This window comes from Frankia sp. CgKIO3, from assembly GCF_977946435.1.
In genome coordinates this window covers 1-16,259 of sequence record NZ_CDWTMO010000095.1, presented here as the reverse complement: position 1 = coordinate 16,259, position 16,259 = coordinate 1, and the positions used below count along the sequence as shown (strand labels likewise).

Genomic DNA, 16,259 nt, shown 5'->3' with positions numbered 1-16,259 from the left:
CGCCTGCCGGGTCGTCTCCTCCCCCGCCCGGGCCGGATCAGCCCGGCCCGGGCGGGGGAGGAGACGACCCGGCAGGCGGGGCGGGTGATCCCGGTCGCCCCAGCCAGTCGGGGCATCGGTCGGGGTATCAGCCGGGGCCCGCGGGTCGTCCACCGGCGCCGGACAGCAGCCGCGGGGCCGGTCGGCGGATCGCCGGCTACCCCTGGGCCGTTCCGCCCAGCGGGCCCAGACTGGGGGACCTACCACCCGACGCGCCCCCGTCCCCGCCCCCCGCCGAAGCGGGCCCTGATTCCTGATTCCGGGTCCTTGATTCCGGGTCTCATCCCTGGTCCTTGGCCCCTGATCCCGTCGCTCGCCGTTCGCCGCCCGGCTGGCCGGGCCCCGCGACCTGGCTGACCGGACCCGTCCGTGCGGTGGCGTACCGTCGTGTCATCGTCTGCCAGTGCCGGCGGTCCCCGCCAGCAGCGCCGTTGAATTGATCTTCGAGGTCGAGATGCCCGCCCTGCGCTCCCGTACCACCACCCACGGCCGGAACATGGCCGGCGCCCGCGCCCTGTGGCGCGCGACCGGGATGACCGACGATGACTTCGGCAAGCCGATCGTCGCCGTGGCCAACAGCTTCACCGAGTTCGTTCCGGGGCATGTGCACCTGCGTGACCTTGGCTCGCTGGTGGCCGGGGCGGTGGCCGAGGCCGGTGGGGTGGCGCGCGAGTTCAACACCATCGCCGTGGACGACGGCATCGCGATGGGGCACGGCGGGATGCTCTACTCGCTGCCGTCCCGCGAGCTCATCGCCGACAGCGTCGAGTACATGGTGAACGCCCACTGCGCCGACGCCCTGGTCTGCATCTCCAACTGCGACAAGATCACCCCGGGGATGCTGCTCGCGGCACTGCGGCTGAACATCCCGACCGTGTTCGTCTCCGGCGGGGCGATGGAGTCGGGCAATGCGGTCATCTCCGGCGGCACGGCCCGGTCCAGGCTGGACCTCATCACCGCGATGTCGGCGGCGGTCAACCCGGACATCTCGGACGGCGACCTGTCGATGATCGAGCGTTCGGCCTGCCCGACGTGCGGATCCTGCTCCGGCATGTTCACGGCGAACTCGATGAACTGCCTGACCGAGGCGATCGGGCTGTCCCTGCCCGGCAACGGGTCGACCCTGGCCACCGCCGCCGCCCGCCGTGAGCTGTTCGTCGAGGCCGGGCGTCTCGTGGTCGACCTGGCGCGGCGCTACTACGAGAAGGACGACGAGGCGGTCCTGCCCCGGTCGATCGCGACCGCCGCCGCCTTCCGCAACGCCTTCGCGGTCGACGTGGCAATGGGCGGCTCGACGAACACCGTGCTGCATCTGCTGGCTGCCGCCGTCGAGGCCGGCGTCGACATCACCCTCGCCGACATCGACCGGATCTCCCGCACCGTCCCCTGCCTGTGCAAGGTGGCGCCGAGCTCCACCCGTTACTACCTGGAGGACGTCCACCGGGCGGGCGGCATCCCCGCGATCCTCGGCGAGCTCGACCGGGCCGGGCTGCTCGACCCGGACCCGCATACGGTGCACTCGGCGAGCCTGCGCGAGTTCCTCGACCGCTGGGACGTCCGCGGCCCGAGCCCCTCGCCGGGCGCGATCGAGCTGTTCCACGCGGCGCCGGGTGGCGTGCGCACGATCGAGCCGTTCAGCTCCACCAATCGGTGGGACACCCTCGACACCGACGCCAGAGACGGCTGCATCCGTTCGGTCGAGCACGCCTACTCCGCCGAGGGTGGGCTCGCGGTGCTGTTCGGCAACCTGGCCATCGAGGGCGCCGTCGTGAAGACGGCCGGCGTGGACGAGAGCCAGTGGGCCTTCCGCGGCCCGGCGCTCGTGGTCGAGAGCCAGGAGGAGGCGGTCGACGCCATCCTCACCGGGCGGGTCAAGGCCAGGGATGTGATCATCGTCCGCTACGAGGGCCCCCGCGGTGGCCCGGGGATGCAGGAGATGCTCTACCCCACCGCGTTCCTCAAGGGTCGCGGTCTCGGCCCGAAGTGCGCTCTGATCACCGACGGCCGGTTCTCCGGCGGGAGCTCCGGACTGTCGATCGGTCACGTCTCCCCGGAGGCGGCCCACGGCGGGACGATCGCCCTGGTCCGCGACGGGGACATCATCGAGATCGACATCCCGGCCCGCCGGCTGGAGCTCGTGGTCTCCGACGAGGAATTGGCGAGCCGACGCGCGGCGCTGGACGCGGCCGGCGGCTACCGTCCCACGGGGCGGGAACGGCCGGTGTCCATGGCGCTGCGGGCCTATGCGGCGATGGCGACCTCGGCCTCCACCGGTGCCGCGCGCGACGTCGGTCTGCTCGGCGGCTGACGAGGCGTCCGAGCGGGCCCGGCTCGGACCGGGACGGGTTCAGACCGGGACGGCGGCGGGGGCGGACGACGGCGTCGCGAGCGTTACGGCGAAATCCCCGTCGGGATCCGTCCACTGCCGCGCCACCGCCCAGCCCGCCAGCGCAAGCTCCGAGGCGATGCCGTCCAGGGTGAACTTGGCGCTGATCTCGGTGAGGATCTCCTCGCCCGGCTGGAAGTCGGCCGTGACGGCGAGGGCCGCGATTGAGACGCGCTGCTCCCGAACGGAACGTAGCCGCATCTCGATCCAGGAGTTCTCGGCGTTCCAGATCGCCACGTGCGCGAATCCGCGGATGTCGAAGTCGCTCCCGAGCTCCCGGTTGATCACCGTCAGCACATTGCGGTTGAAGGCTGCGGTGACCCCGGCACCGTCGTCGTACGCGGCGACGAGGCGGTCGACGTCCTTGACGAGGTCCGTTCCCAGCAACAGGGCGTCGGAGCTCTCGGCCTGCCCGCGCAGCGTACGGAGGAGGTTCTGCCGCTGCGCGGGGCGCAGATTGCCAACCGTGCCGCCGAGGAAGGCGAGCAGCCGGTGGCCACCTCGGGGCAGCTGGTGCAGATGCCGTTCGAAGTCCCCGACCACGGCCGCCACGGAGAGCCCCGGGTAGGTGGTGAGGATCCCGCGACCCGCCCGCACCAGGGCTGCCTCGTCGACATCGAAGGGGATGAAGCGGCGGAGGTTGCCGGCCGCCCGCAGCGCGTCGAGCAGCAGCCTGGTCTTGTCGGAGGTTCCCGATCCCAGCTCGATGAGGGTGTCGGCCGGACAGGCCGTCGCGATCTCGTCGGCGTAACTGACCAGGATGGCCCGTTCCCGCCGGGTCGGGTAGTACTCCGCCAACCGGGTGATTTTGTCGAACAGCATGCCGCCGGTGGTGTCGTAGAACCACTTCGGCGGCAGCTCGCGGGGGCTCGCGGTGAGGCCGGCGAGGACGTCGCGGGCCAGCGTGACGGTGCGATCCGACTCGTGCAGGTGGCGGTCGACGGAGAGGCCCGGGAACGGGATCTCCGCCGTGCCGTTCGCGCCCGTCCCCTCAGGGACGGCATCATCCGCCCGGGCGGTTGTCGGAGTCCTTGGTGTCATGGATGTGCCCTCCATCAACGTGGTGCAACCCACGGTAACCGATCTAGGAGATCATGTTACGAAGAGTGACTTGGTGTGTGTCGGCTACCAGGAGGTGATGGTCCGGAACGTCCACCCAGCCCGGTTCGTCATCGTCTGGTTCGCTTGCGACCAGGACTCCATCTTTCTCCATCCGGTATGACAGGCTGTCCCGCCAGGCGGTCGCCACGATCTGGGTTCCATCCACCACCAGCAGGTTCAGCCGGGCCCGCTCGCCCGGACCCGCCGCGTCCAGCGACAGCACGACCTCGGCGACCGCCTCGGCGAGTGGACGCTTCCCGGCGTGCTCCCACACCAGCGCGGCGAGCAGCGCGGAGTCGCACGTCGAGTCCGGGACCGGAGCGTCGGGCCGGTCGCGCAGCATCCGCCGGACGGCCACCGGGTCGACCCGGCCGTTGTGGCTGAGCAGCCGGTGGCCGTCGGTGAAGGGAGCCGTCGCGCTCTCTTCGACCGGCATGCCGACGGTGGCGCTACGCACGGCCGCCAGCACGCAGCCGGAGGCGACCGCGCCGGCGATTGAGGCGTACGAGGCGTCCGTCCACATCGGCACGGCCCGGCGGAACCGGGCCGGCGCCGCCCGCAGCGCCGGGGCGTACCAGCCGACTCCGAACCCGTCGGCGTTCACCGTGCCGTGGCGCATCCGCCTCGGCGACCACGACTGGCGCAGCAGGCTGTACGGACGCTCCAGGGTCAGCCCCGCCAGGGTCCGTGGCGTTCCGATCCAGGCGAGGTGCCGACACACCGAGGTCTCCTTCGCACACGTGCTCGCTCGTCACCCGGCGTCGCGGGCCAGCCGGAATCCGGCGAAGATCTGCCGGCGGATCGGGTAGTCCCAGTTCCGGAACGTGGCGCGGACGGCGACGGCGTCCGTCGCCCAGCTGCCCCCGCGCAGGACGCGGAAGGACGACTCCCGCCCGGCCTTCGGAAAGGAGACCTCGCTGTACTCCCGGTAGGGATAAGACGCGAAGCCCGGGTACGGCGTGAACCCGCTCGCCGTCCATTCCCAGACGTCCCCGATCATCTGTTCGGCTCCGCAGGGACTCGCGCCCGCGGGATAGGCCCCCAGCGGGGCCGGGCCGCTCGTCCGGTTGCCCAGGTTGGCACGCTCCGGAGTCGGATCGGTGTCCCCCCACGGATACCGCCGTGAACGTCCGGTGACCGGGTCGTAGGCGGCGGCCTTCTCCCACTCGGCCTCGGTCGGCAGCCGCTTGCCGGCCCAGCGGGCATGCGCCTCGGCCTCGTACCAGCACACGTGCTGGACCGGCTCGTCGAGGGGAACCGGCTCGACCCGGCCGAACCGGCGGCGCAGCCAGGTGCCGCCCTCGCGCCACCAGAACGCGGGCGCGCTCAGGCCCTCCGTCTGGCGCCATTCCCATCCCGCCGTCGACCAGAGCCGCTCGTCGTCGTAGCCGTCGGCGTCGATGAAGGCGATCTGCGCCCGGTTGGAGACGGGGATGGTGTCGATCCAGAACGCGGGGAGGTGGACGCGGTGGGCGGGACCCTCGTTGTCGAAGGCCCAGGGATGGGTGCTGGTGCCGAGGGTGAACTCGCCGGCCGGCACGAGGACCTCCGGCCGCGGCACCCGGCGGCCGGGCGGTGGCGCCGCGCCGGGAGCGAGTACCGGCGGTCCCTGGCGGAGCTGGTGCGTGGCGAGCATCGTCTCGTCGTGCATGTGCTCGTGCTGCACGACCATGCCGTAGACGAAGCCGTCGGCGAGCAGCCGTTCCCGCTCCGGTACGGCAGCGGTTTCCGCGGTGGCGCCGGCCACCGGTCCGAACCGGTCGGGTCCGAACCGGTCGAGGAGGTCGAGGGTGCGGCCGCGGACCTCGTGCAGGTACGCCCTGGTCTCGGCGGGGCCGAGCAGGGCCAGTCGGCTGCGGCTCGCGCGGCTGTGCCGGAACGCGTCGTAGATGTCGTCGAGCCCCGGCCGCGTCCCGGTGCCGCCGGCCAGCGCGCGCACCAGCCAGAGATCCTCGTAGTTGCCGACGTGAGCGAGGTCCCAGACCAGCGGGGACATCAGCGGCGAGTGCTGGCGGAGGAGATCATCCGCGGCGATGTCGGTGTACGTGAGTGAACGCCGGCGCGCGGCCCGGAGGGCGTCGGTGACGGTGTCGGCGGTGATCGGCATAGCCTCCTGGGTCGGCATCGCCTCCTGGGCGGCGGCGGTCTCCCGGTCGGCTGGGTCGGCCGGGGACGCCGGGGACTGGGTCAGACGAGTGAGACGCACCGGTGGGCCTCCTCACGCAGCAGACCGGCCGGGCCGATCGCGAGAAGTCGTTCGGTCAGTTCGTCGGCCGGACATCGGCCGCGGTCGAGGTAGTGCCCGGCGAACGACTCGACCGTCTCGGCGAGATCGGTCGCGCCGCCGCGGCGCAGGGCGCTCACGGCCAGGTCGACGCAGCGCACCGCCGCGCGTCGCAGGGGCTCGTCGGCCATGCCGAGCATCGCCGCGGCCGGCCAGCGATGCGCGACGGCCAGGCACGCCTCGAACGCTCCGTCCGCGGCGACCGGGTCGTCAAGCAGTACCGTCGGCATCGCGACGGCGGCCTGCCAGCCGTCACCTGGTTGCGCGTCGAGGTAGCGCAGCTCCCACCAGCCACGCGGTCGGACCGGCGGGAACACCGTGGTCGCGTGGTAAGAGAGGTCGTCGCGGGTCGGGGGACGGGTGACCGGGCTGCGGCCGGCGAGCCAGTCCCCGAAGGTCGAGCCGTCCCGGACCGCGACGAAATGATGATCGTTTTTGGGGTCGCCGGCCCCGGCGGGATTCCCGACCATCATCAGCTTGGCGTCGAGCAGGTACCGCGCCCACAGGTCGACGAGATCGGGCTCGGTGTCGCTGGACCCCGGGGCCGTGAGAGCGGCCGCGACGGGCCGGGTCCGGCTCGCGTCGATGCCGTCCCACACCGCCTGGCGGGTCGACCGCCATCCGGTCCGGCGGCCGGCGTACGCGGGTGAGGCGGCGAACAGGGCGGTGAGGACCGGGCCGAGAGCGTGGACGAGTTGGAACCGCCGCGCCGCCTCGGCAGGCGAGCCGCCGAGGTCCAGGTTGACTTGGACGGAGGCGGTCGAGCACATCATCACCGTGCCGGACGCCCCGCCCCCGGTCCGGAAATGCTCCTCCATCGCCGCGTACCGGGACGCGGTGGTCTGCCGCATCCCGACGCGCAGGGGATCGACCCCCATGCCGACGAGGGCCAGGCCGTCCACCGCCAGGGCGGAGCGGACCAGGTTCAGATCGGCGGAGGTCGCCCGCACAGCCGCGGTGAGCTCGGCCGGCGGCCCGGACAGCTCCAGCTGGCCGCCGGGCTCGAAGGTGATGCGGCTGCCCCCGGGCAGGACCGGCCCGCCGGGGCCCGGGGTGGTCCCGGGAATCCGGGCGAGGGACGCCAGCGTGCGGGCTGGCGGGATCAGGCAGTGGACCGCCTGCGTGTCGACGACCAGCCACTCCGTCTCGATGCCGACGCATCCTCCCGGTACCGTCGGGCCACCGTTCCCCCGGGCATCCCTATGGCCGTCCCCCCGGGTGTCCTTGCGGGCATTCCCGCGGGCCGCCTCATCGTCTGTCCCGTGGACCGGCGTGACGCAGCCGGCCGCGAAGGCCCGTACCTGGTCGGTGTCGATCGCCCGCCGCTGTGGCTGTGAGTGAGGGTGTGGTGGTTGCGGCTCGTCATTCCGGATCCCCTCGGGTGTCACGTGGCGTGGCATCCTGTGGCTCCTCTCCGGCACTGCAACTGTTCGACACCGCGCCCGGCGGCGGCCTCTGGTGGGTTCTCCCCTGCGCTGCCGGCCCCCTACCCGGCCGCCGTACTCGGTGTCGCCTCGGCCAGCTCGCCGATGGGTGGTATAGATATGTTTTCAACGTGCTTTTCCCTCGCATATTCCACGCCCTTGACCCTGTCGCTGTTGTGTATTCGATGGAATGGTGACCGGGACGGACCGGGAGTCAGTAGCACGCCGTGATTGACTGACGGCGGAGCCGGTTCCGGACCCGGAGACAACGCCGAGCGCAACGGCGTCGTGACGGCGCCGGGAGGTGGTGACCGCGGACGTGTCCGATCGGCAGTCAGCGGGACGTTCGGCCATGGCCGAGTACCTGCGGCGCAAGCAGCTGTACGTCACCGAGCGCGGTGATCATAAACGGCGGGCGATGGCCGTCGCCGGGGCGACAGCGGGTGCCGTCGCCCTCGTCGTCGCCGTGGTCAGCCTCCTGGTCGGGCTGCCCGCGCTCGTGGCCGTGCAGCTCGCGATCATCTCGGCTGTCGTGGTGGTCCTCGTCGCGGCGACCCGGTTTCTCCGGTCCCCGCCGGAGATCGAGGCCTGGCGCGAGGACGCGGAGGCCGAACGCAGCACCGCACGGGCGTTGGACCGTTTGGTCCGGGCCGGCTACACCGTCCTGCACGACCGCGCGCTGGCCGACTCGGCCGGCAATATCGACCATCTCGTCATCGGGCCGTCCGGGGCCTGGCTGATCGAGACCGACGCCCATCCGGGACCGATCCGCCAGAACGCCGTCGGGGTCTGGGCCGGCAAGGTTCCGTTGCGGGCGATGCTGGGGCTGGTCGCGTGGATGGGCGAGGAGGCCACCGCGCAGCTCCTCGTGGAACTGCCGGCGGGCTGGCAGTTGGAGGTCCAGCCGGTCGTGGCCTTCGCCCGCGCGGATCTTCCCGCCGGCCTGGCCCTCGTCGAGGGCGTGCTGTTGCTGCCTGCCACCGGGGTGGCCGACTACGTGCTCTCCGCCGGGATCGTGCTTCGGCCCATCGACGTGGCGATGCTGGTCGACGTGGCCGAGCGGGTGTTCCCGGCCTATGCGGTGTCGGGCCCCCCGCCGTCCTGGCCGGCCGGATCCCGGCTGCGCGGCCTGCTGCGGCGTTGATCAGCCTGCGGTGACGTTGATCAGGGCGATGCGACTCGGTCCGGCCACGGTACCGGCGGGCGGGATACCGTTGGGTGAAGGTGGCCTACGAAGGAGACGAGATGGTTCGCAAGGTGACCGTGCTGGCTCTACTGGCGAGCGCCGGAGCCGCGCTGACCGCCGTCCGGCGCCGCAGCAGGGGCAAGGAGGAGATCGACCTCTGGCGGGAGGCGACCTCCGCGGCGGGCGCCCCGGCCGGCGGGCGCTGAGGTCCGCGGCAAGGCCGGGATGCCAGCCCGGCCCGGGGGGTCAGCCCGCCGAAGTTTCCAGCTCAGGGCCTCAGCCTCAGAGCTCGACTAGGCCCACGTCGGCGACCAGGGTGCCGACCAGCCCGGCCGGGGCGGCGAGGTGCAGCTCGATGTGCGTCTCCGACACCAGATCCTCGACGATGCGCAGCGGCACGTGGATTGAACCCCGCGCTCCGATCGGGAAGAAGCGCATGGGAACCCCGTTCCGCAGGAGGATCGGGCAGATCAGTTCGTCCGTCGAGTTGCCGCCCCGGAAGTAGAGCGGCTGGGCGGTGATGCCGGCTGGGACGACGTAGCTGAACGACGAGCCAAGCGAAATCGGAACATCCAGACCTTTGCCCTCGAAGGGGACAAAGCCCTGCAGGAAGCGAGGAGTTGTGAACATCCGCTCATCCTTCCGCCGGGTATCCGTGTGCATGCTTTCCGTATCTTCCTCTGGGTATTTTCGCTCGGAGCTGTTTCCACCGCGTTACGTCGGCCATCGAGGGAGCGTCGGACGCGGCCCGGATCTCGAGCGCAACGTGTGCCGACTATAAGGAATCTGCGGGTAAAGACGCTGGTAGGAGGCTTGACCTGGCGTGTGGTGGCGTGTGGTGGCGTCGGGGGGCACCGTAGAACCATGACCACCCCGACCTCGCCCCGACCGTCCGACGCCATCGTCCCCGGCGCGGGAGTTGATGCCGACTCCGGGGCGGGTGTGAGCATCGCTCAGGAGTCGAGCATCGACACGTCGCCGCCGTCCGGTCCCTCCTACCTCCCCTCGGTGGTTCCGCACGATCGGCTCGCCGGATGTGCAGTGGCCCATCGGCGTCTACTGGAGGTGGCCGGCCGGCTGGACGACATCGTCGTGCGCCGTCCGTCGGGCCTGCCGGGCTGGGCGGTCGGTCACCTGCTCACCCACCTGGCCCGCAACGCGGACAGTCACACCGGCATGGTCGAAGCCGCCCGGGCCGGTGGGATCCGGGCCCAGTACCCGGGGGCGCGCAGCAGCGGGAGGACGGCATCGGCCGCCGGTTGCGATCTGCCCGCCGCCCAGGTCCGCGACGACCTGGTGGCCGCGGTGACCCGGCTGGAGCGGGCCTGGGACGGCGTGCAGGTCGACGTCTGGCGCACGGGTCTCGGGCACACCGCCACCTATGGCCTGACGACCCTTGCTGATCTGGTCTTCCTCCGCTGGCGGGAGACCGAGATACACCTCGTCGACCTCGATCTTGCCGATCTCGGCGGTCCCGGCTGGGCGGACCTGAGCCCGGCCTACGTCCAGACCGAATGGGAGTGGACCCTGCGCGGGCTGCCGGCCCGAGTACCCCCGGAGATCACCGTCGTGCTGGCGCCGGGGGACCGGCCGTCGACCGCCGTCGGTCGCGGGCAGCGGCGTGTGGTCGTCGATACGCCCACCAGGCCGACGCTGCGCTGGCTCGCCGGCCGGGACCCGGGCCGGCCGGACTGGCCCACCCTCGCCCCCTGGGAATGACCGGCGCTTTCTCGGACTGACCGGCCGGCTGCTCGGCGTCCCGGACCGGGCTGGCGGGACCCGCGACGGGGCGGGCTTCTTCTGAGGTTTCCGGCTAGCGCGACAATGTCTGCCGTGTTGGACAACAGGGACAACTGGGGTGAGGCGGCGCGCGGGCGACGTGGGGATCGTGGCCGGAGCTTTTCATGATCACGATGGCCTTGTTCAACAACAAGGGCGGCGTCGGTAAGACGACCCTCGCCTACCACCTGGCGCACATGCTGCAGCGCATGGGTCACCGGGTGCTCGCGGTCGATCTCGATCCGCAGGCGAACCTGACCGCCCAGTTCCTCGACGAGGACGAGCTGACCCAGCTGTGGGAAGAGCCGGAGGTCACCGCGTCGTCCGCGCCGAAGTCCATCATCGACCTCGACGTGCGCCCGGTTCGGATTGTCCCCGGTACGGGGACGATGGCGACGGCGATCGGGCCGATCATGGAGGGGGTCGGGGACGTCGCGCTCTTCGATCCGGTGACGATCGAGGACGGCCTGTGGCTGCTGCCCGGTGACGTCGAGCTGAGCGTCTTCGAGGACCGGCTGTCGGCCGCCTGGCCGAACAGCTTCCTCGGCAAGGACATCGCGGCGCTGCGTACGACGACGGCGTTGCACCGGGTCATCGACCATGGTGCCCGCTTGGTTGGCGCCGAGATCGTGCTCATCGACGTGGGGCCCAATCTGGGGGCCATCAACCGGGCCGCGCTGCTGTCCGCCGACACCGTGCTCATGCCACTGGCAGCGGACCTGTTCTCGCTGCGGGGGCTGCGCAACCTCGGCCCCACGCTGCGGGAGTGGCGTTCCATCTGGCAGGGCACGGTGCTGCCGAAGATTCCCGAGCGCATCTCGGCTCCGCGCGGGCTGATGATGCCGATCGGGTACATCGTGATGCAGCCGCCGACGCGGACCGACCGGCCGGCAAAGGCGCACGACCGGTGGCTCGACCGGATTCCCGAGGTGTTCGCGACCTCGGTGCTCACCAGCGGGAACCCCGGACCGCACGACCGTTCCTTCGAGATCGCCACTCTGGGGCACTACGCGAACCTGATCCCGCTGGCGCACGACGCCCGTAAGCCGATGTTCGACCTGCGGGCCGGAGACGGCGCGCTCGGCGGTACGCAGAGCGCGGTGCGGCGGTGCTACTCCGACTTCCGGGATCTCGCGGTCAAGGTGCGGGAGCGGCTGGCCTTCATCGATCCGACCCTGCGCCGGTCCTGACCGACGGGCCGGTTATCCACAGGGTGGCGGTTGGGGGAGTCGCGGCCCGGTTATCCACAGGGCTCCCGCGGGGCACGATGGTCGTAGGCGGGCACTGTGATCGCCGGAAGACCGGATCCCCCCGAGCATCGGTGTCCTCCCATGGTTCCCGGGTGGTTCCCGTGCCGGACCAACGTCCGAGGAGACCGTCATGCCGTACGCTTGTGAAGTGCTTCGCCGAGGTGGTCATCGTCGAATGGTTCCGTCCCGGCCGGAGTGCGTCCCTCGGGGGCGTAGCTCAATTGGCAGAGCACTGCCTTTGCAAGGCAGGGGTTAGGGGTTCGAGTCCCCTCGTCTCCACGCGCTGGCTTCGGCTGTTCGCCGCCCCTCGGGCGGCTTCCGATCAGCCGTTATGTCTGCCCGGGGGCGACCCCCGGACTCCCGATGCGGCGTGGCGGTCTGACGGCACCTGGATCCCGGTGCCCGTCGTGCCCGGGGCGTTGCAGGTGTTCTCGGGGGCAATCCTCACCCGCTGGACCAACGGTCTGCTGCCGGCCGGCACCGGGTCGTGGCCGGCGGCAGCGTGACCCGGCAGTCGACCGGGATCTTCTACGCGGAGCTCGCCGAGACCTCCGCCGGCCGCTGACCTGAGCTGCACTGACCTGAGCTGCGCGGCCTGACCTGGTGGTGGGCCGCGCGGCTCGGCGCGCCGGAGGCGGTCCAGCCGCCCGGTCCACCCGCAAAGCTCCCGCGACGCGCATAAAGCTCAGGTGACGCCCACTGCGGTGCTCTTATACTCTGCCGCATGCCGAGGCTCGTCGAGGTTGAGGCGGCGCGCCGGTCGTTTCTGACCGCGGGGCAGGGTGTGGTCTGGCGGGATGTCGTCCGGCCGGCCGTGCTGGCCTCATGGGAACGGTCGCGCGCGTACGGCATCGAGCCTGACCGCATCAGGGCACGGTTCCTGGGCCACCCCGAGGTTACGCCTCTGGTGACTTGCGCCGAGGAGGTGTTCGACGGCTTCCTCGCCGGGAGCGCCGAGGTTGCCGCCTCGCTGGTGCTGGTCGACACCGCAGGGGTGGTGCGGGTCCGCCGGGATGGCGACCGTGCCCTTGCCGGGCTGCTCGACGGGGTGTTGTTCGTGCCCGGCTACGGTTACGCCGAGCAGGCCGTCGGTACCACCGCCGCGTCGATCTCCCTGCATGACCAGACCGATATCGCGATCAGCGGTCCGGAGCACTACCACTCCCAGCTGAGGTGTCTCGGCGAGGCCGCCGCGCTGGTGGTGGATCCGCACAGCCGCGACGTCCGCGGCGTGGTGATGGTCATCTGCCACCAGTCGGACGAGACGACCCTGCAGCCTGCGGTGGCGCAGCTGCTCGCCCGTCAGGTCACCGAGCGGATGGCAGCTGAACCCCACCGGCGGTCACAGACGATCCTCGACCGCTTCGCCCGCGCCTGCGGGGACGACCGTACCGGCCACGTCGGCCAGGACAAGGCCTGGGTGCTCGCCACGGACGGGGACTACGTCCTGACCAACGTCGCGGCCTGCCACCTGGAGGTCGGCGACCTGCGGGTGCTCAGCGACCTGGTGCTGGCGAGTCTGTCGCTGCGGGATTTCGCCCGCCAGCATGTGGAGCTGCCCTCCGGCGGCTGCGCCGAGGTGGTGACCGAGGCGGTCCAGCTCGGCGATGACGTGGTCGGATGCCTGCTCACGGGGGCGCCGACCGGTGCCCAGCGGTCGGCCGAGCCGGCCGAGGCTGTCCGGCGTCAGGGTTCGCACGTCGCACCGATGGTTCGACGCGACTACGCGCAGGACCTCAGAGGACCCGGCCACGCCCAGAAGGAGCACGCCGAGGCGCGGATCCGGGCGAATCGGGAGTTGCTGTCCCCGTTCCTGCGGGCGTGGCGGGAGGTGGTCGTCAGCATCCAGCAGGGCCGTAACCACCTGCTGATCGGCGAGCCGGGAGTGGGCAAGCAGACCCTGGTGATCAACGAGTTCCGGCAGGCGTACGGGTCGGGTCGTGACCGTGGACTGTAGATCGTTTGCGGCTGAGCGGAGCGGCGCACCCGAGCAGAGCAGCGCCCGGACGCCTCCTGGTACGCGACTGCTCACCGGCGCCGGCGACCGGCCGCACCTGCTGGTGCTGCGCGGGATGAACCTGCTCATCCCGATCGCCGCCCGGTGCCTGGACGAGACGCTGCGACCGCTGGTCGCGCTGCCCTCGCCGCCGCTGCTCGTCGGGTGCATCGACACGCCGGCGGTGGACGCGACCCGGCCTTACGGGCTGCTCCTGCGGCACTTCCACGAGATCACCCGGGTGCCCGCCCTACGCTACCGGGCCGACGAGATCGGGGAAATCGCGCTGTCGATCCTGCACAAAATCGCGGCACGCCGTTCGCTGCGGCTCAGTCTGCAGGTCATCCGGGCCCTGGAGGGGTACGCTTGGCCCGGCAACATCAGCGAGCTTCAGGACGTCCTCAGGTACGTCGTCACGCGCAAGCCGATCGGAGAGGTTCAGCCCCCGGACCTGCCCCAGCTGTGTTTCCAGGGCAGAGCACGCAAGATGTCGATGCTTGAGGCCGCGCAGTGCGACGCGATCATCCAGGCGCTGTACGAGTCCCGCGGCAACCGCTACAAGGCCGCCGCCATGCTCGGTATCGCCCGTTCTTCCCTCTACCGCAAGATCGACGCATTCGGCATCAGCTATATCGCCTGACGGGTCTATCGCCTGATGGGTACAGCGCCTGACGGGCGGCGGAGAAGGTCGACCAAACCCGCCCCGCCGCAGAACCGTCCTGGGCTGGAGACGGGCTCAGACCCGGTTGATGACAACCTTCAGCGCCTCGTTCGCCGCCGCGTTCCGGAACACCTCGTAGGCCTCGTTCACCTGCTCGAAGGTGAACGTGTGCGTGCCCATCTTCTCGGCCGGAATCCGGCCGCTGGCGACCATTTTGAGCAGGGTGGGGATCGAGACGGTGTCGACGAGCCCCATGGTCAGGCTCAGGTTCTGGATCCACAGGTCCTGCATCGGCAGTTCCACCGGCGTGCCGTGCACACCCACGTTGGCGATCGTGCCGCCGGGCCGCACCAGCGACACCGCCGTCAGCAACGTCTCCGGATAGCCCACCGCCTCGATGGCGACATCGACGCCGAGCCCGTCGGTGAGCGCGATGGTTTCGGCGACCGTGCCGGGGCCGACCTCCACCACATCGGTGGCGCCGAACTCCAGCGCCTTGTCCAGCCGGAACTTGTTCGAGTCGATCGCGATGACCTTCGACGCGCCCCACAGGCCGGTCGTCAGAATCGCCGAGAGCCCCACCGCCCCGGCCCCGACCACCGCGACCGTGTCACCCGGACGCACGTTGCCGGCCAGCACGCCGACCTCGTAGCCCGTCGGCAGCGAGTCGGCGAGGAAGATGGCCTGCTCGTTGGCCACGTTCGCCGGCACCGCGTACAGCGAGGTGTCGGCATAGGGGACCCGGGCGAACTCGGCCTGTGTCCCGTCGATCAGATGCCCGAAAATCCAGCCGATGCCCCCGACGGTCTGGCAGTGCGAGGGAATTCCCCGCTGGCAGTACTCGCAGCGGCCGCACTTCGTGATCGCCGGAACGAGCACCCGGTCACCGACCTGGAATGCCGTGACCGCGTCGCCGACCTCGATGATCGTGCCGACGGCCTCGTGGCCGAGGATGCGGCCGTCGGTCATGGTCGCGACGTCGCCCTGAAGAATGTGCAGGTCGGTCCCGCAGATCGTGGTGGTGTCGACCCGGACGACGACGTCGCCAGGCTCCTGGATCGTGGCGTCGGGAACTTCCTCCCACGACTTCTTGCCCGGCCCGTGGTATACTAGCGCCTTCATCGGTACCTCCTGTTGTTCTGATGTAGGCTCCGGGGCCGTTCGCTCCTGGAGCCCTTCACGCGACCCCGGATCAGACCCTAGTAGCGTGCAGCTCCCGCGACTGTTGCGAAATCGGACCATTGGCAGCGGCCACCGGGTTGTCCGCAGGTGGAGTGCCCCGGATCCGGGACACTTACGGCACCCACAGGTCCCGGACGCGCTTACAAGTCCCAGAGGACGGTGACGCGGTCGGCGCCGGCGGTGGCCAGCAGGGTGCCGTCCGGGCTGAACGCCACCGCCCGCGCCCACTGCTGGTTGATCCGCCGGCCGTAGCCGACGGCGGCGACGAGCCGCGGCGGGTCGGGGAACGCCAGCTGCCACAGCCGGACGGTGGTGTCGGTACCCCCGGTGGCGACCAGCGGCATCGTCGGGCTGAACGTGACGCTCGTCGGGTGGCCGCTCTTTTCCTTCACCGCCTTGAGGGGCCGGTCAGGGATGCAGGTGTAGACGTACCACTGGTTCGTGCCTCGCTTGCGGCGCCGCTGGATGCGGAACCCCAGGAAGTCGAACCCGTCGCTCGTGTGCACTACCCGGGTCTTGGCTGCTGACAGCCGCAGACCCAGCGGGGCGAGCACGGCAGCGACGTCCGTGTCGGGGTGGGCGCGGCGGCGCCGGCCCACCCCGAGCTGTCGGGCTACTCGTAGGACAGGTTCGACTGCCCTTCGATCACGCGGCCAGCGATGTAGAGGTCTCCGTTGGAGTCCAGTATTGCGATGATCTTTTTCTGGTTGCCGTGGTGGGTCGTAAAGAAGATCTTGTCGGCTTCCTGGGAGGTGGAGTAGTTTGTGTTGACCGAGAGTTCGATGCTCACCGGCGAGCTGATGATCACATCCTTCTTGGGCGAGTTCGGGTAATTCTGGTTCTGCCTCAACCTGATTCGGCCGTGGGTGTCGCCCTCATCCCAGTCCGTGGCCAATCCGAGGTCAATTTCCGCCATGGTATTCTCCATTCTAGTTTGTGTGGGAAACCTCTCCTGGCTGGAGTAGGTTTGT

General features: G+C 70.6%; 15 protein-coding genes and 1 tRNA gene. 8 read left to right on the top strand and 8 right to left on the bottom strand.

What is annotated here, in order from left to right; all coding sequences use genetic code 11:
• The first annotated feature begins 493 nt into the window (after nt 1-493).
• Entirely contained in the window at nt 494-2,347 is a 1,854-nt protein-coding gene (gene ilvD, locus AC08OJ_RS12280) for a dihydroxy-acid dehydratase (protein ID WP_476592903.1), read from the top strand.
• A gap of 39 nt (nt 2,348-2,386) precedes the next feature.
• On the opposite strand, the gene egtD is transcribed toward ilvD, so the two are convergent.
• The 4 genes from egtD to egtA are packed head-to-tail and all read right to left on the bottom strand — an operon-like array spanning nt 2,387 to nt 7,210.
• Entirely contained in the window at nt 2,387-3,466 is a 1,080-nt protein-coding gene (gene egtD / locus AC08OJ_RS12275) for an L-histidine N(alpha)-methyltransferase (protein WP_476592904.1), read from the bottom strand.
• Nucleotides 3,467-3,509: 43 nt separating this feature from the next.
• Nucleotides 3,510-4,247 carry an ergothioneine biosynthesis protein EgtC gene (gene egtC, locus AC08OJ_RS12270; RefSeq protein ID WP_476592905.1) on the bottom strand — a complete coding sequence of 246 codons (738 nt, stop codon included), beginning with the start codon at nt 4,245-4,247 and terminating at the stop codon, nt 3,510-3,512.
• A gap of 30 nt (nt 4,248-4,277) precedes the next feature.
• The gene (egtB, locus tag AC08OJ_RS12265; protein WP_476595782.1) at nt 4,278-5,732 is read right to left on the bottom strand and encodes an ergothioneine biosynthesis protein EgtB; all 1,455 of its coding nucleotides are present in this window, start codon (nt 5,730-5,732) and stop codon (nt 4,278-4,280) included.
• Complete coding sequence (gene egtA / locus AC08OJ_RS12260) at nt 5,714-7,210, bottom strand: ergothioneine biosynthesis glutamate--cysteine ligase EgtA (protein ID WP_476595781.1); 1,497 nt, start codon at nt 7,208-7,210, stop codon at nt 5,714-5,716. The genes egtB and egtA overlap by 19 nt, the downstream gene beginning before the upstream one ends.
• A gap of 376 nt (nt 7,211-7,586) precedes the next feature.
• On the opposite strand from egtA, the gene AC08OJ_RS12255 reads away from it, so the two are divergent.
• Nucleotides 7,587-8,378, top strand: coding sequence for a nuclease-related domain-containing protein (locus AC08OJ_RS12255; RefSeq protein ID WP_476595780.1), 792 nt, complete (start codon nt 7,587-7,589; stop codon nt 8,376-8,378).
• Nucleotides 8,379-8,479: 101 nt separating this feature from the next.
• The gene (locus AC08OJ_RS12250; protein WP_462188792.1) at nt 8,480-8,626 is read left to right on the top strand and encodes a DLW-39 family protein; all 147 of its coding nucleotides are present in this window, start codon (nt 8,480-8,482) and stop codon (nt 8,624-8,626) included.
• A 76-nt stretch (nt 8,627-8,702) separates the two neighbouring features.
• On the opposite strand, the gene AC08OJ_RS12245 is transcribed toward AC08OJ_RS12250, so the two are convergent.
• Nucleotides 8,703-9,050 carry a molybdopterin oxidoreductase gene (locus AC08OJ_RS12245; RefSeq protein WP_476595779.1) on the bottom strand — a complete coding sequence of 116 codons (348 nt, stop codon included), beginning with the start codon at nt 9,048-9,050 and terminating at the stop codon, nt 8,703-8,705.
• A 234-nt stretch (nt 9,051-9,284) separates the two neighbouring features.
• Between AC08OJ_RS12245 and AC08OJ_RS12240 the strand changes: the two genes are divergently transcribed.
• The 5 genes from AC08OJ_RS12240 (at nt 9,285) to AC08OJ_RS12220 (ending at nt 14,085) form a co-directional block, all read left to right on the top strand.
• On the top strand, nt 9,285-10,139 hold the full coding sequence (locus AC08OJ_RS12240; protein WP_476595778.1) for a maleylpyruvate isomerase family mycothiol-dependent enzyme: 855 nt from the start codon (nt 9,285-9,287) through the stop codon (nt 10,137-10,139).
• Between the two features lie 185 nt (nt 10,140-10,324).
• The gene (locus AC08OJ_RS12235) at nt 10,325-11,389 is read left to right on the top strand and encodes a ParA family protein (RefSeq protein WP_476592910.1); all 1,065 of its coding nucleotides are present in this window, start codon (nt 10,325-10,327) and stop codon (nt 11,387-11,389) included.
• A gap of 266 nt (nt 11,390-11,655) precedes the next feature.
• Nucleotides 11,656-11,728, top strand: a tRNA-Ala gene (locus AC08OJ_RS12230).
• 445 nt (nt 11,729-12,173) lie between these two features.
• Nucleotides 12,174-13,406, top strand: coding sequence for a sigma-54-dependent transcriptional regulator family protein (locus tag AC08OJ_RS12225; RefSeq protein ID WP_476592911.1), 1,233 nt, complete (start codon nt 12,174-12,176; stop codon nt 13,404-13,406).
• On the top strand, nt 13,390-14,085 hold the full coding sequence (locus AC08OJ_RS12220; protein WP_476595777.1) for an AAA-type ATPase lid domain-containing protein: 696 nt from the start codon (nt 13,390-13,392) through the stop codon (nt 14,083-14,085). Before AC08OJ_RS12225 ends, AC08OJ_RS12220 begins: the two co-directional genes overlap by 17 nt.
• Nucleotides 14,086-14,181: 96 nt before the next feature.
• Here AC08OJ_RS12220 and AC08OJ_RS12215 read toward each other — a convergent pair whose 3' ends face one another.
• The 3 genes from AC08OJ_RS12215 to AC08OJ_RS12205 all read right to left on the bottom strand — a co-directional run.
• Nucleotides 14,182-15,228, bottom strand: a complete 1,047-nt coding sequence (locus tag AC08OJ_RS12215) for an alcohol dehydrogenase catalytic domain-containing protein (RefSeq protein WP_476595776.1) — start codon at nt 15,226-15,228, stop codon at nt 14,182-14,184.
• A gap of 200 nt (nt 15,229-15,428) precedes the next feature.
• Entirely contained in the window at nt 15,429-15,842 is a 414-nt protein-coding gene (locus tag AC08OJ_RS12210) for a WD40 repeat domain-containing protein (RefSeq protein WP_476592914.1), read from the bottom strand.
• A gap of 59 nt (nt 15,843-15,901) precedes the next feature.
• On the bottom strand, nt 15,902-16,259 hold a 358-nt coding region (locus AC08OJ_RS12205; RefSeq protein ID WP_476595775.1), incomplete at its 5' end, for a DUF6342 family protein.